This window comes from Lysobacter capsici (genome assembly GCF_018732085.1).
Classification (GTDB): Bacteria; Pseudomonadota; Gammaproteobacteria; order Xanthomonadales; family Xanthomonadaceae; genus Lysobacter; species Lysobacter capsici_A.
In genome coordinates, this window is record NZ_CP076103.1 from 1,149,777 (window position 1) to 1,163,407 (window position 13,631).

Consider the following 13,631-nt stretch of genomic DNA (forward strand, 5'->3'; position numbering starts at 1 on the left):
AATACCCGTCCCCACGGCGGAACACTGCGTGGCCCCGGCGGGGACGCCCCGACCAAAGTCCGAGCTTGGGCTCGGGAAGCGTTGTGCGATAATTCAGCATCGCAACGCAATGCGACCCCCGTTTCCCTCCTGTCGCGGCCCTCCCTGCGGCAGGCAGACTGAGGAGTGTTTCGTGTCTGAAGATTCCAGCAAAACCCGCCTCGATCAGGTCACCGTGACCGCCGGCGACAAGAACTTCGCCCTGCCGGTGCAGCATCCGGTGCTCGGCGCTCCGTGCGTCGACATCGCCAAGCTGCCGAAAGAAACCGGGATGTTCACCTACGACCCGGGCTTCACCGCGACCGCCAGCTGCAAGTCGGCGATCACCTACATCGACGGCGACCAAGGCGTGCTGCTGTACCGCGGCTACCCGATCGAACAGCTCGCGGAAAAGTCGAACTTCCTGGAAGTCGCCTATCTGCTGATGAACGGCGAACTGCCGACGCAGACCGAGTTCTCCAAGTTCGAACACGAAGTCACGCATCACACGATGATGCATGAGGCGTTCCGCACCTTCCTGTATGGCTTCCGCCACGACGCGCATCCGATGGCGATGCTGGTCGGCATGCTCGGTTCGATGGCGAGCTTCTATCACAACGAACTCGACCTGGAAGATCCCGAACAGCGCCGTCTGGCCGCGATCCGCCTGATCGCCAAGGTGCCGACGATCGCCGCCGCCTGCCATCGTTATTCGATCGGCTGGCCGATCCGTTATCCGAAGAACAGCCTCGACTACACCACGCGCTTCCTGCACATGCTGTTCGAAGTGCCGAGCGAACCGCTGGAACTCAGCCCGGTCGCGGCCAAGGCGATGGACCTGTTGTTCATCCTGCACGCCGACCACGAGCAGAACGCGTCGACCTCGACCGTGCGTCTGGTCGGTTCCACCGGCGCCAACCCGTACGTGAGCGTCGCCTCGGGCGTCGCCGCGTTGTGGGGACCGGCGCACGGCGGCGCCAACGAAGCCGTGCTCAAGATGCTCAACGAGATCGGCCGTCCGGAAAACGTCAAGGGCGCGATCGACAAGGCCAAGGATAAGGAGTCGGGTTTCCGCCTGATGGGCTTCGGCCACCGCGTCTACAAGAACTACGATCCGCGCGCCGCGCTGGTGCGCAAGATGACCCACGACGTGCTCGGCGAACTCGGCGTCAACGATCCGTTGCTGGAAGTGGCGATGAAGCTGGAAGAAGCCGCGCTGAAGGACGATTACTTCGTTCAGCGCAAGCTCTACCCGAACGTCGACTTCTACTCGGGCATCATCTACAAGGCGCTCGGCATCCCGGTGGAAATGTTCACGGTGATGTTCGCCATCGCGCGCACCGCCGGCTGGGTGTCGCATTGGCTGGAACAGCAGAACGATCCCGAGAACAAGATCGGCCGCCCGCGCCAGATCTACACCGGCCACGGCGTGCGCGATTACCTCGGCGCCGACAAGCGCTGAGTTACCGCGTTATCCGGTGAATACGAAACGCCCCGCACCCGCGGGGCGTTTTCGTTTGCGCCGATGCACAATGCGGCCTGGAACACGGGGGCGCGCATGGGTATCGGCAGTGGGTGGAACGTGCTCGGCTGGGTCGCGGTGCTGGTCTGCATGCCGGCCTGGGCGGATGAGGCACCGGTTGAGCCGCGGGAGCCTCCGGCGTGCGGCGGTCGCTGGGGAACGCTCGAGCCGGCCGTGACCATGCCGGTGATTCCCGATAAAGACCCGGATCGGATTCGCGTGCTCGAATTGCAGCGCCTGCACTGGAGTGAACCGAGCGAATGGGTGGGGCGCGCGGTGCTGGAGCGCGGCGTCGATGGAGGTCGCTGGCAACTGTGGCATTACCTCGGCCAGGAGGTCTTCAGCGGCCGGCCGGCACCCGAGTACGACGACGGGTGCCCCGCCGATGACGATTGGCGCACCTTGGCCGAGGTGTGGATCTGGCCCCTCGGCGCGTGCCCGGCCGCCGATCTTCAGCGCAACGAATTGACCCAGGCCGTGAGCAGTTTCGTTGGCCGGTTCGCGCAGTCGGTGTCCGCGGCAAGCGAGCCGATCGAACAGGTCGAGGCGGTGGACACGCCTGTGTCGCAGGCGCGTTATAGCTTGAGCACCGCGTGGGGACCTAGCCTCAACTTCGACGCCTCGGAAGATGCGCAATTGACCCAGCACAGCGAGCGCTTGCTGGACGCGTTGCGCGCGTGCAGCGCGAGGCAGCGGGCAAAGCGCGTGCAGGTGCCGGGATTGCTGCGGCCGAGGCCGATCGAGGACGTGCCGGTCATCGATAAGGTCGTCTATTAGGCGGCGACGGGTAAGGCTGCGGTGGGTGTGTATGCCGCGGCGGTTCCGGTTCCGGTTGCGTGGACTGGATCTGGTCATTTATTGCGGTGTCGTGCGAGGGCGGTACGAGTAACCCGCTTGCCCTCACCCGCGCCTTTGGCGCGACCTCTCCCGCAAGCGGGAGAGGTGTTCAAGGCCGTTGCACAGGTCGATACGATATGGACAAGGCGCGGCTACGCCGACGACCACGCCGACGCGCGACTTACTCGACCGTGCAGTCCTTCAAATTCAAGTAATCGGTGCCGCTGGTGAAACCGACCGTGCAAGTCGCGGTGAACTTGGCGCCGACCTTGAGTGCGTCGAGCTTCTTGCTCTGCGCGTCGTCCTCGCCCAGCAGGCGGGCGTATTCGGCTTCTTCGCCGGCTTCGGTGGCCTGCAGGATGGGCGTGTCGTCCATCGACGTGGTCTGGTCGAGCACACACTTATGTGAACAACGACTCGTCACGCGCGCTCGCGCATCCCCCCCCCCCCCCCGCCCCCCCCCCCCCCCCCCCCCCCCCCCCCCCCCCCCCCGCACCCCCCCCCCCCCCCGCCCCCCCCGCCCCCCCCGCCCGGCCCCCCCCCCCCCCCCCACCCCCCCCCGCACCCCCGCCCCCCCCCACGCGCACCCCCCCTGACCCCCCGCCCGCCGCACCCCCCCCCCCCCCCCCCGCCCCCCCCCCCCCGCCCCCCCCCCTGGGTGTGATGGCGCGTCCCCCCTAGCCCATCGCTCGCATCGCGAGTAACCCGCGTGCCCCCCCCCCCCCCCCCCCCCCAAGCGGACAGGCCCCCCCCCCCCCCCCCCCCCCCTCCCCCCGACCCCCCCCCCCCCCGCCCGCCCCCCCCCCCCCCCCCCCTCCGTCGAGCATTCCCTTCGCCCCGGCCCCCCGTCCCCGTGGTCTGGTCGAGCACCACCGCGCTGAAGCGCACGCGGGTATCGTATTCGGCCATCGACAGTGCGCTGTTGCCGGCGTTTTCGTAGCTTTGGTAAAGCTTGGTCAGGGTGGTCGTGGCCGGCTTGTCGGCGGCGACGGCGGCCGACGACAGCGTCAGCAGGCACAGCAGCGCGGGTCCATGAAGTCGCATGAAGCATCCTTGAGTGAGTGCGAAAAGGATCGCCATTGTGCCGTCGGTTCACGCCGGCGTCTCGCTCGTAATCGGCCATGTTTCGCCTAAGTTTCGCCGAAGCGGGCCGAGCCTGCGCGAAGTCCGCCTTCGCGGGAGTGCGCGGCTACTTGAGGTCGGGAAAACGTTCCAGCGCGCACTGCGTCAGCCGCTCGGACAGTTGCGGATCGCGTTGCTTGAAATACTCGGACATATCGCGTTGCGCGCCCGGATCGCCGGCTTGCGCGGCGCGCCAGCGCAGCGCCGTGACCAGATCCTGATCCGTGGACGAGGCATGACCGTCTTCGTAGCTGGCGATGGTGCCGTGCAGTTCGGCGAGCTTGTTGTAGCCGGCCGGCGCTTCGTGTTCGAGCAGCCAGGCGACCAGGGGCTGGGCCGACTCCCAGTCTTCGCCGTACATCGCCACGTTGAACAAGGTGGTGACCGCGCGCCAGTTACCCAGTTGCGCCGCTTCGATCAGGACCGGCTTGCCCGGCGCGTCGTACGCACCGATGCGCCGGGCCTGCGCGTATTTTTCCTGCGCTTCGGCCGTGATTTTCGGCAGGCCGGCATTGCTGGTATCGCAGGCGAAGTTGTCGGCGATCAGGCGCGCGGCGGGCGTGCGCATCCACGCCTGCTGGTCGCGCATCGTTTTGGCGATGATCGCGACGATACTTTGCTGGGTCATCTCCGGGCGCATCCATGCGGTGCGCGCCGCCAACCGGCGCTTGCGCTCGAGTTCCTTGCGCTCGTCTTCGGCTCTTTCGTCTTTCTGCGCTCGCGTGTCCTCGCGCGGCCCGATTTCGGCGCAGCTCTCGAACTGCGCCGCGGGTCGTCGCCAACATTCCGCGCTGACCTTGACCGGGAACCGGCCCCAGAGCATTTCCAGCACATAGTCCTCCTGGCCGGCTCGCGGCGTCACCGTCGCTCGTGCGTCGTCGTCGGTCACGCTCTGGACCAGGACGGTTCCGTCGGCCAGATCCCAGTGATACGGCTCGCCTTTCCAGTGGGCATCGAGCTGCACCTGGCGCGCGTCGGCGGCGGGAGGCGGTTGCGCGAATGCGCTCAAGGCGAGGCCCAACGAACACAGCGCGATCACCATGACGGGCAAATACGGGCGGCCTGGGCGATGGGTCATGTGCGGCGCTTCCTGCGATGGATCGATGCGGATTTATACACGCTTGTGCCTGCGGTGACGTAGCGGCGGCCGCTGCTATGGAGACCGCGCACTCGTCTGCAGATCGCGGATGAAATGCGCGTATGCGCTGCGATCGTCGATGGCGCTGGCCGCGATCCGGTCGCGTTGCGCTTGCGCCTGACGCACGGCCTGATCTGCGTCGAGGCTGCCGTCGAGCACGCCGTCGCGCAGTTGCCGCATGCGTTGCAGGCTCAGGCCGGAGGCGCGCGCGTACTTGTCGTTTTGCGCGAGGAAAAAGGCGATCAGCGCCGGCGGCAGGCGCGCGTCGTCGGCGATGTCGCGACGGCCGTATTCGTAGATTTTCGCCTGCTTCCACGGATCGAAGCCGCGAGTGCCGAAGGTGTCGGACGGGGTCAGGAATATCTGCGTGGTCGGGACCACGATGCGGGTTTCGCGAGGGGTCGTGGCGATGCGCCAGACCGCGACGGTGTGATTGGACGTCGGCCAGAGCAGGCCGACGTTGCGTACGCCGCCGCGACGGGCGAGGAAGGCGTATAGCGCGGACAGTTCGTCGCATTCGGCGGTGGCGGTGACGCCGGTCGGCGTCGCGCCGCGCAACGATCGCCATTGGGTCCAGATCGCATCGGAGTTGGGTTCGCGATCGGTGATCGCCCAATGCAGGTTCCAATAGCCGCCGTCGCGGGTGGCTTCGAACAACAGGCGCAGATAAGCGTAGTCGGCGTAGGGCAGTTGCGCGGCGCTCAGGCGCTGGCTGGCGAGCAGGGCGTCGTAGTCGGCGCGCACGGCGGGGCTGGATTGCGATGCGGCGGCCTGGGTGCGCAGGCGGGCGACCAGGCCGGCGACGGTGTTTTGTTCGACTGTAGCGGTTGTGATCGAGGTGGTGCGTGGGGCAGGCGGTGTCGCGGTTGTGATGAACGACAGGGCCGACAGGAGCAACAGGGTCGACACAAGCATGGCGCCGAGCAGCGGGCGAGTGTTGATTGCGATGCCGCGTGTCGTCGAGTCGGTGCGCTGGCGTTGTTTCCACATGGGTTCGGTCCTTCGAACGGTTTCGTTGTTCCGGCGTGGCCGCGGTTTCGCGCGCATTCGAAACGCGGGCAGTCTTGTAACTCTGGGTTTAAGATTGACTCTCGGCTTGCGGTACTGCGCGGCTGTTTTTTTGCCGTCATTCCCGCGAAGGCGGGGATGCAGAGACTTCACAGTCATGCCTGGATGAAGCCCTGGATCCCCGCCTTCGCGGGGATGACGGCTGGGAGGTGTGGCGCGGTTCCGAGATGCGCAGCGTGTCGATCGGGCAGCCATCGCGAGCGGGCTGTTTTCCGTGAGTCGGGACGAGCCGCGCCTGCCTAGACCGATGCCGAACTGTGTCGCTTACGCTCGACATCGACATCGACATCGACATCGACATCGACATCGACCGCTCGACCAATGGCCAACGCCAACGCCAACTCCCAACGACCAACTCCCAACGACCAACGACCAACGACCAACGACGAGCCGTCCGGCACCCCACGCCATCCACTACCCCCGCTCGAACTCCGAAATCTCCTCATCGGCCAACAACTGCCGCACTTGATTGGCGGCGGCGCGCTTCATCGGTTTTTCGTCGACCTGCGACAGCGGCGCCTGGCGCAGCACGTCCAGCGGCAGCACGGTCAGGTCGAAGGTGAGTTCCTCGGCGCTGAACACCCACACCGGGAAGTCTTCGCTGCGTTCGCGATCCAGGCGCAGGCGGCGTTCGCGCGCCTCGGCCGGGATCAGGTGGTGGTCGAGAAACATCGACACCGCTTCGGGATCGTCGCTGTACAGATGCAGGGCGACCGGGCTGCGCGCGTCGGCGGTGCCGTCGAGCACCGGGCCGACCAGGCGCGGTTCGAACGGGGCGAAGAATTCCAGCGCGCGCAACGCGGCCTCGCGGCGTTGGCGCAGGCCGCCGAGGTTGTCGCGCTGGAACAGGCGCTGATACTCGCGCAGCGCGTCCTCGATCTCGCGATTACGCGGCAGCGAGGCATCGTCGAAGATGCCCAGTCGTTCGGCGGCCTTGAGCTTGGCCTGGTGGTAGTCGCGGATGCCGCTTTCGGCGATCAGGCGGGCGGCTTCGTGGGCGAGGCGATGACGGCGCTCGCGAATGCGGGTCTGCGCATGCTGATGTGCGTGCTGTCGGGCCTGGTGCATCTCGACCTCCGCGGCGGGCACTCACGGCGAGGGCGCTCGCCGCGGCCGGTTGGGGCCGGCAAGGCCAAAGCTAGCACGTTCGTCTATCACGGCAATGTCCACGCCGATGCGGCGCTTTCAGCCGCCAGACAGGGCAAGCACGGCGGTCAAAGAAAAGGCCGCACGCATCGCGTACGGCCTTCGTCCGGGACTGTGGCGCGTCAGACTGCCGCGACTTGATCGAAAGGCGTCGGGCTTGAAAGCCCTCCCACAAAAGATCGCGTCGCCGCGAGGTGGTTTGTGGGAGGGGCTATTGGTCCGACGATCTGCGCTCGGATCACCGCGACCTGGCCGAATCCGCGCGCCGTTGTGGCTGCCTGCGATCAGAAGATGTCGAAAGACTCTTCCGACGGCGCGGCGTCTTCGGCGCCGTAGTCGGTGTAGGTCTGCATGCGTTCGAGGTCTTCGGCCTTGACCCATTCGATCACGCCGCCGGTGCCGTCGGGAATCAGTGCGCCGTTGCCGGCCACCGACACCTTCACCATGCCCTGCGGCGGCTCGTTGGGCTGGATCGGCTTGTCCTTGAGCGCCACGCGCATGTAGTCGATCCAGATCGGCAAGGCGGCCTTGCCGCCGTACTCGCGGTAGCCCAGCGACTTGTAGTTGTCGCGGCCGACCCAGACGGTGGTGACGTACGGGCCGCCGAAGCCGGAGAACCAGGCGTCGCGGTGGTCGTTGGTCGAACCGGTCTTGCCGCCGACGTCCTCGCGGCCGAGCACCTTGGCCGCGGTGCCGGTGCCGCGTTTGACCACGTCGCGCAGCATCGAGACGATCTGGTAGGCGATGCGGTCGTCGATCGCGCGCGGCGCCAGGTTCAGCGCCGCCATTTCGGCCGGGGTGAGCGGCTTCTTCTCCGGCTCGGCGGGCTTCTTGTCCTTGCTGGCCTTGTCCTTGGGGTCGGGCTTCTTGGCCGCGCTGTCGGCGCCGGGCGCGGGGCCCAGGTCGAAGCCGTCGACCACGTTGCTGACCGGCAACGCCGCCGACGAGGTGCCGCCGCGGCCGCCGCATTGCGGGCAGGCAGTGGCCGGCTTTTCCTTGAACACCACCGCGCCGGCGCGATCCTTGACCTCGTCGATGAACCACGGGGTGATGCGGAAGCCGCCGTTGGCGAACACCGAATAGCCGCGCGCGACCGACAGCGGGGTCAGCGAGGCGGTGCCCAGCGACATCGACAGGTTCGGCGGCAACTGCTCGGGATCGAAACCGAAATGGCTGATGTACTTGCGCGCGAAGTCGACGCTGATCGCGTCGAGCAGGCGCACCGAGACCAGGTTGCGCGACTGCACCATCGCCTCGCGCACCCGCATCGGGCCGGCGAAGTTGCCGCCGTCGTTCTGCGGACGCCACAGGTGGCCGCGGCGGTCCTTGAACACCACCGGGGCGTCGAGCACGATCGAGGCCGGGTTGTAGCCGCGTTCGAACGCGGCCGCATACACGAACGGCTTGAAGCTCGAACCGGGCTGGCGCCGCGCCTGGGTGGCGCGGTTGAACTTGGCCCCGGCGAAGCTGTAGCCGCCCGACAATGCGCGCAGCGCGCCGTCGGTCGGTTCCAGCGAGACCAAGGCGGCCTGCGCCTGCGGCAGCTGATCGAGACGGTAGCTCACGATCGGCGGCTCGGTCGGGGTGGCGGGCGCTGCCGGTGCGGTTTCGCCGGCCGTGGGCTCGGCCACCGGCTTGGCCGGGGTTTCCAGGCGCGCGACCCGGACCAGGTCGCCGCGGGTCAGCAGGCTGCCGGGGCTGCGGCCGCCGAAGCCCTGCTTGTCGGTGAGGGTCAGTTCGGTGCCGTCGCCGAGCACCACCGTGGCCTGCGAACCGCTGCTCGCCAGCACCACCGCCGGCAGCAGGTTGGCCTGGGCCGGAATGCCGCGCAGACGCACCCGCGCGGCCGCCGCGTCCTCGCCGGCGGCGAGGTCGAAATGCTGCTCCACGCCGTGCCAGCCGTGACGGCGGTCGTACACCGACAGACCGTCGCGGATCGCCTTGTCGGCGGCGACCTGCAAGGTCGGGTCGATGGTGGTGGTGACGTGGTAGCCCTTGGTCAGCGCTTCGGCGCCGTAGCGCGCGACCATTTCCTGGCGGACCATTTCGGCCACGTACGGCGCATACACCTCGACCGGGCGCTCGTGCGGGGTCGCGTGCATCGGCACCGCCTTGGCCTGGGCGGCTTCCTCGGCGCTGATGAAGTGCTGCTCGGCCATGCGGTCGAGGATGTAGTCGCGACGGATCTTGGCGCGCTCGGGATTGCTGAGCGGGTTGCCGCTGGACGGGAACTTCGGAATGCCGGCCAGCGAGGCCATTTCGTCGAGCGACAGCTCGCTCATCTTCTTGCCGTAATAGAACTCGGCCGCCGCGCCCACGCCGTAGGCGCGGTTGCCGAAGAAGCTCTTGTTCAAGTACAGCTCGAAGATCTCGTCCTTGCTCAGTTCCTGCTCCATGCGCATGGCCAGCAGCATTTCGCCGAGCTTGCGCTTGTAGCTGTATTCCGAACTCAGGAAGAACTGGCGCGCGACCTGCTGGGTGATGGTCGATCCGCCCGGCACGCGCTTGTCGTCGGTGGTCGCCAGCAGCCAGACCGCGCGGCCGATGCCTTTGTAGTCGATGCCGTGGTGCTGGTAGAAGCGCGAGTCTTCGATCGCGATGAACGCCTGTTTCTGGCGTTCGGGCACGTCTTCGATCGCGATCGGGTAGCGCCGGGTCTCGCCGAACATCGCCATCAGGCGGCCGTCGCGGGCGTAGACGTACATCGGTTCCTGCAGCTCGATGGTGCGCAGGGTTTCGACGTCGGGCAGTTTGGGGACGATCAGGTAGTACAAGGTGCCGAGCGCGATGGCGCCCAGCAGGGCCACGCCGATGAACGCGTAAAGCGCCCAGCGCAGCCAACGGCGTATACGGGACATCGAAGCGGGTTCCGGGGTCGGTGGTCGTAGCGGGGAAGTATAGAGGAGCGCGGATCGCGACCCGGGTCCCGGTTTGCCGGACGGCTCAACGGTGATCCAGGTCGGGTCCGCTCGGGTCCGGACCGGGTTGGCGCCGGGTCGGGGGCGGGCGATTTCGCGCAGTTGGCGGCCGGTTCGGGGGTTTCGCCAACCGCGCCGCGCCGTCGCGATGGTCGAAATGACGGTGCCGGCACGGATCGGGCCGCGGGCTTGGCGGCAGGATCGGCAAAGCGGTTCGCGCCGATGGCTGATTTCCGATTCGGCCGGCGCAAAAGCCGCTCGCGCCCGGTTTCGCAGCCGGACGCGCGCCGAGTGGACTGACGGTGGCGGTCACGTGACGTTGAGGGTCAAAAAAGCACGACTTGGTTGGCATTCACGAAAGAAGTGGTTGCCAGCCTGTGAAAAGTCCGTTATCTAATCCGGGGCCACACGAAGTGCGCGTAAGCGCTTGTGGCATGGGGAGATAACTGTGGGACTCATCACAAAAAGCCAGCCGGCCTTGGTCGGCGTGGACATCAGCTCGACCGCGGTAAAGCTGTTGCAGCTCTCAAGAGTCGGCAACCGCTACCGGGTTGAGCACTATGCTGTCGAACCGCTGCCGCCCAATGCGGTGGTGGAAAAGAACATCGTCGAGGTCGAAGCGGTAGGCGAGGCGATCAAACGCGCCGTAGCCCGCTCGGGGACCCGCGTGAAGCACGCCGCCGCCGCGGTCGCCGGTTCCTCGGTGATCACCCGGGTCATCGGCATGCCGAACGATCTCGACGAAGACGAGATGGAGTCGCAGATCGAGCTGGAGGCGGCCAATTACGTGCCGTATCCGATCGACGAGGTGAACCACGACTTCGAGATCCTGGGGCCGATGCCCGGCGCTTCGGACCATGGTCCAGGTGCTGCTCGCGGCCTCGCGATCGGAGAACGTCGAGGTGCGCGCTTCGGCGCTCGAGCTCGGCGGCCTGACCCCCCGGGTCATGGACGTGGAGGCGTTCGCGATCGAAAACGCGTTCGCGCTGCTCGCCGACACGCTCAGCGGGCCGCGCGACGGTCTGGTCGCCCTGGTCGATTCCGGCGCGACGATGACCACGCTCAACGTCCTGCGCAACGGTCGCAGCCTGTATCACCGCGAACAGGTGTTCGGCGGCAAGCAGCTGACCGACGAGGTCATGCGCCGCTACGGTCTGAGCTACGAGGAAGCCGGTCTGGCCAAGCGCCAGGGCGGGTTGCCGGAGAGCTACCAGGCCGAGGTGCTTGAGCCGTTCAAGGAAGCGATGGTCCAGCAGGTCAGCCGTCTGCTGCAGTTCTTCTATGCCGGCAGCGAGTTCAACCGCGTCGATCAGATCGTGCTGGCCGGTGGCGGCGCCTCGATTCCGCGCATCGCCGAGATGGTCGAGGAGCAACTCGGCGTCCCGACCACCGTGGCCAATCCGCTCGCGCACATGACCCTGGGCCCGCGCGTCCAGGCGCATGCCCTGGCGCAGGACGCGCCCGCGCTGATGATCGCCTGCGGCCTGGCCCTGAGGAGCTTCGACTGATGGCACGCATCAACCTGCTCCCGTGGCGCGCAGAGCGCCGCAAGGCACGACAGAAGGAATTCGGCGCGATCATGCTGCTGTCGGTCCTGGCCGCGCTGGCGCTGTCGGTCTTGATCGTCTTCTACTACAGCAGCGAAATCAGCGGTCAGCGCAAGCGCAATGCGTTCCTCGACACGCAGATCGCCGAAGTCGAGAAGAAGATCACCGAGATCGAAGAGCTCGACAAGAAGAAGTCCAAGCTGCTCGCGCGCAAGGAAGTGATCGAGAAGCTGCAGTCCAACCGTTCGCAGATGGTGCATCTGTTCGATTCGCTGGTACGCACGATTCCCGACGGCGCGGTGCTGACCGCGATCAAGCAGGACGCGGAAACGCTGACCCTGGAAGGTCGCGCGCAGTCCAACGCCCGGGTCAGTACCTACATGCGCAACCTCGAAGTGTCCGGCTGGATGACCAAGCCCGACCTGAGCATCATCGAGGCCAAGGGCAACGAGAAGGGCCTGCCGTACGAGTTCAAGCTGCAGGTCAAGCTGGCCAACCCGAACGCGCCCAAGGACGAGGACGGAGACGGCTTCCCGGATACGCCGGCGCCCGCCGACGCGACTGCGGCGCCTGCCGACGCCGCGGCTGCGCCCGCGGGAACGACGGCTCCGGCCGCGGTTCCGGCAGGGACCGCTCCGGCGGCTCCGGCTGACGCCAAGCCCGGCGCCGCGCCGGCCACGACGCCCGCCAAGCCCGCGCCTGCCCCCGCCCAGCCTGCCGCCGCGCCGGTAAAGCCCGCGCCCGCCGCCCCCACCAAGACAGGAGCCGCGTCGTGAGCAAGAAGGCTTCTATGAAGAACCTCGATATCAACAATATCGGCGGCTGGCCGCGCAACGCGCAGATCGTGTTCTGCGCGCTCGTTGGCGTGATCATCGTCGGTCTGGCCTGGTGGCTGTTCATCAGCGACAAGCGCGAAGAATTGCAGGGCCTCGAGCGGCAGGAAGCGGAACTGCGCACCACCTTCGAGACCAAGCAAGGGCGCGCGGCGAACCTGGAACCGCTCAAGCAGCAGCTCGCGCAGATGGAGCAGCAGTTGCAGCAGATGCTGCGGCAGCTGCCGAGCAAGACCGAAATGCCCGACCTGATCGTCGACATCTCGCAGACCGCCTTGGCGACCGGCATCTCCAACGAGCTGTTCCAGCCCGGTGCGGAAGTGCCCAAGGAGTTCTACGCCGAGAAGCCGATCGCGCTGCGCATGGTGGGCACCTACCACCAGTTCGGCGCCTTCGTCAGCGGCGTGGCCTCGCTGCCGCGCGTGGTCATCATGACCATGCACGACATCTCGCTCAAACCCAAGGGCAAGAACAACAAGGACGCGGTCGGCGGCATCACCCCGAACAGTCCGTTGGAGCTGGCCGGTACGGTCAAGACCTACCGCTATCTGGATGAAGACGAGATGGCTGCGCAAACCCAGGCTGCTGCGGATGCCGCAGGCGGCGACAAGGGCGGTACAGACAGCAAGAAGACCGACGGCAAGAAGGGGGCTGACTGAGATGGCCAATCGCCTCGCTTTCAATCGCTCCTGGAGCAGCGGCCTGTTCGCCGTCGCCCTGCTGCTCGTTTCCACCGGTTGCTTCCGCAGCATCACCAGCACGCCCGGCGATGCGCCGAACCTGGAAAAGTGGGTGGCCGAAGTCAAGGCCAAGCCGGCGCCGCCGCTGGACCCGCTGCCGGTGATGCAGCATCGCCGAACAGCGCAGGCTGCGCGATCCGCAGACCGCACCGACAACAACAAGGCTCCGGCCCGGCAAGAAGGGCGACAGACCGCGAACAGTCCGCTCGATGGCTCGCATCGGGACCTACGCGGCAGCTATCGCGTGGTCATGCGCGCTGCTCGTGCGCCGGGTGCGACAGCAGACATGCGCCGACCAGCGCTGGATGCGCCGAACCTGGAAGTGGGTGGCGCGGCGGTCGCGCCGGCGCCGCGCTGGACGGGGGTGCACGAGCGCGAAACCTGGGTGGCCGAGAGGCCTCCGGCGCCCGCTCCGTGCAGCAGTTCGCCGCTTTCCACGCAGGACGCGCTCCCGCATCAGCGACAGCAGCCCGCGCGCGCGATGGTGGCATGGCTGGGGACGCCGCTCGATGGTCTCGACATGGCGGTCGCGGTATCGTGGCGCTGGTCATGGCGCCCGACAAAGTGACTTATCGTGTTCGACCGGGTGCGTACATGGGGCAGAACGATGGTCGCGTGACCAGCGTTTCTGAGGAGCGCATCGACTTGGTGGAACTGGTGCCGGATGGCGCAGGCGGTTGGCTGGAACGTGATTGCTTCCGTATTCGAACGCAATGAAACATGATCGGTCGCCCACGCTGGC

At 67.0% G+C, this 13,631-nt stretch carries 9 protein-coding genes and 3 pseudogenes; 7 read left to right on the plus strand and 5 right to left on the minus strand.

The features are described 5' to 3' along the window. The first annotated feature begins 172 nt into the window (after positions 1-172). Complete coding sequence (locus KME82_RS04665) at positions 173-1,480, plus strand: citrate synthase (RefSeq protein WP_252255626.1); 1,308 nt, start codon at positions 173-175, stop codon at positions 1,478-1,480. 96 nt (positions 1,481-1,576) lie between these two features. After that, positions 1,577-2,317, plus strand: a complete 741-nt coding sequence (locus tag KME82_RS04670) for a hypothetical protein (RefSeq protein ID WP_215497486.1) — start codon at positions 1,577-1,579, stop codon at positions 2,315-2,317. A gap of 241 nt (positions 2,318-2,558) precedes the next feature. Here the strand turns inward: KME82_RS04670 and KME82_RS04675 are convergent, their stop codons facing one another. The 5 genes from KME82_RS04675 to KME82_RS04695 form a co-directional block, all read right to left on the minus strand. Then, positions 2,559-2,753: a hypothetical protein gene (locus KME82_RS04675; RefSeq protein ID WP_215497487.1), complete on the minus strand. Its 195-nt coding sequence runs from the start codon at positions 2,751-2,753 to the stop codon at positions 2,559-2,561. Positions 2,754-3,566: 813 nt separating this feature from the next. Then, positions 3,567-4,577, minus strand: a complete 1,011-nt coding sequence (locus KME82_RS04680) for a hypothetical protein (protein WP_215497488.1) — start codon at positions 4,575-4,577, stop codon at positions 3,567-3,569. Between the two features lie 75 nt (positions 4,578-4,652). Then, positions 4,653-5,627: a hypothetical protein gene (locus tag KME82_RS04685; protein WP_215497489.1), complete on the minus strand. Its 975-nt coding sequence runs from the start codon at positions 5,625-5,627 to the stop codon at positions 4,653-4,655. A 492-nt stretch (positions 5,628-6,119) separates the two neighbouring features. Beyond that, positions 6,120-6,773, minus strand: a complete 654-nt coding sequence (locus KME82_RS04690; RefSeq protein WP_215497490.1) for a hypothetical protein — start codon at positions 6,771-6,773, stop codon at positions 6,120-6,122. A gap of 362 nt (positions 6,774-7,135) precedes the next feature. Then, a complete protein-coding gene (locus KME82_RS04695) occupies positions 7,136-9,709 on the minus strand; it encodes a penicillin-binding protein 1A (RefSeq protein ID WP_215497491.1) in 2,574 nt (857 codons plus the stop codon). Between the two features lie 508 nt (positions 9,710-10,217). On the opposite strand from KME82_RS04695, the pseudogene KME82_RS04700 reads away from it, so the two are divergent. From KME82_RS04700 to KME82_RS04720, 5 genes and pseudogenes are all read left to right on the plus strand, one after another. Continuing rightward, positions 10,218-11,277: pseudogene (locus KME82_RS04700) on the plus strand (pilus assembly protein PilM). Continuing rightward, positions 11,277-12,092, plus strand: a complete 816-nt coding sequence (locus KME82_RS04705) for a PilN domain-containing protein (protein WP_215497492.1) — start codon at positions 11,277-11,279, stop codon at positions 12,090-12,092. The pseudogene KME82_RS04700 and the gene KME82_RS04705 overlap by 1 nt, the downstream one beginning before the upstream one ends. Then, positions 12,089-12,808: a type 4a pilus biogenesis protein PilO gene (locus KME82_RS04710; protein WP_215497493.1), complete on the plus strand. Its 720-nt coding sequence runs from the start codon at positions 12,089-12,091 to the stop codon at positions 12,806-12,808. The genes KME82_RS04705 and KME82_RS04710 overlap by 4 nt, the downstream gene beginning before the upstream one ends. Position 12,809: 1 nt before the next feature. Next, positions 12,810-13,031: pseudogene (locus KME82_RS04715) on the plus strand (hypothetical protein); the annotation flags it as partial. A gap of 309 nt (positions 13,032-13,340) precedes the next feature. Next, positions 13,341-13,606 (plus strand): annotated as a pseudogene (locus tag KME82_RS04720) (pilus assembly protein PilP); the annotation flags it as partial. Positions 13,607-13,631: the final 25 nt, after the last annotated feature.

Coding starts and splice junctions, on each gene's coding strand:
- KME82_RS04670 (WP_215497486.1), top strand. CDS start 1,577: ATGGGTATCGGCAGTGGGTGGAACGTGCTCGGCTGGGTCGCGGTGCTG.
- KME82_RS04680 (WP_215497488.1), bottom strand. CDS start 4,577: ATGACCCATCGCCCAGGCCGCCCGTATTTGCCCGTCATGGTGATCGCG.
- KME82_RS04685 (WP_215497489.1), bottom strand. CDS start 5,627: ATGTGGAAACAACGCCAGCGCACCGACTCGACGACACGCGGCATCGCA.
- KME82_RS04690 (WP_215497490.1), bottom strand. CDS start 6,773: ATGCACCAGGCCCGACAGCACGCACATCAGCATGCGCAGACCCGCATT.
- KME82_RS04675 (WP_215497487.1), bottom strand. CDS start 2,753: ATGGACGACACGCCCATCCTGCAGGCCACCGAAGCCGGCGAAGAAGCC.
- KME82_RS04705 (WP_215497492.1), top strand. CDS start 11,277: ATGGCACGCATCAACCTGCTCCCGTGGCGCGCAGAGCGCCGCAAGGCA.
- KME82_RS04695 (WP_215497491.1), bottom strand. CDS start 9,709: ATGTCCCGTATACGCCGTTGGCTGCGCTGGGCGCTTTACGCGTTCATC.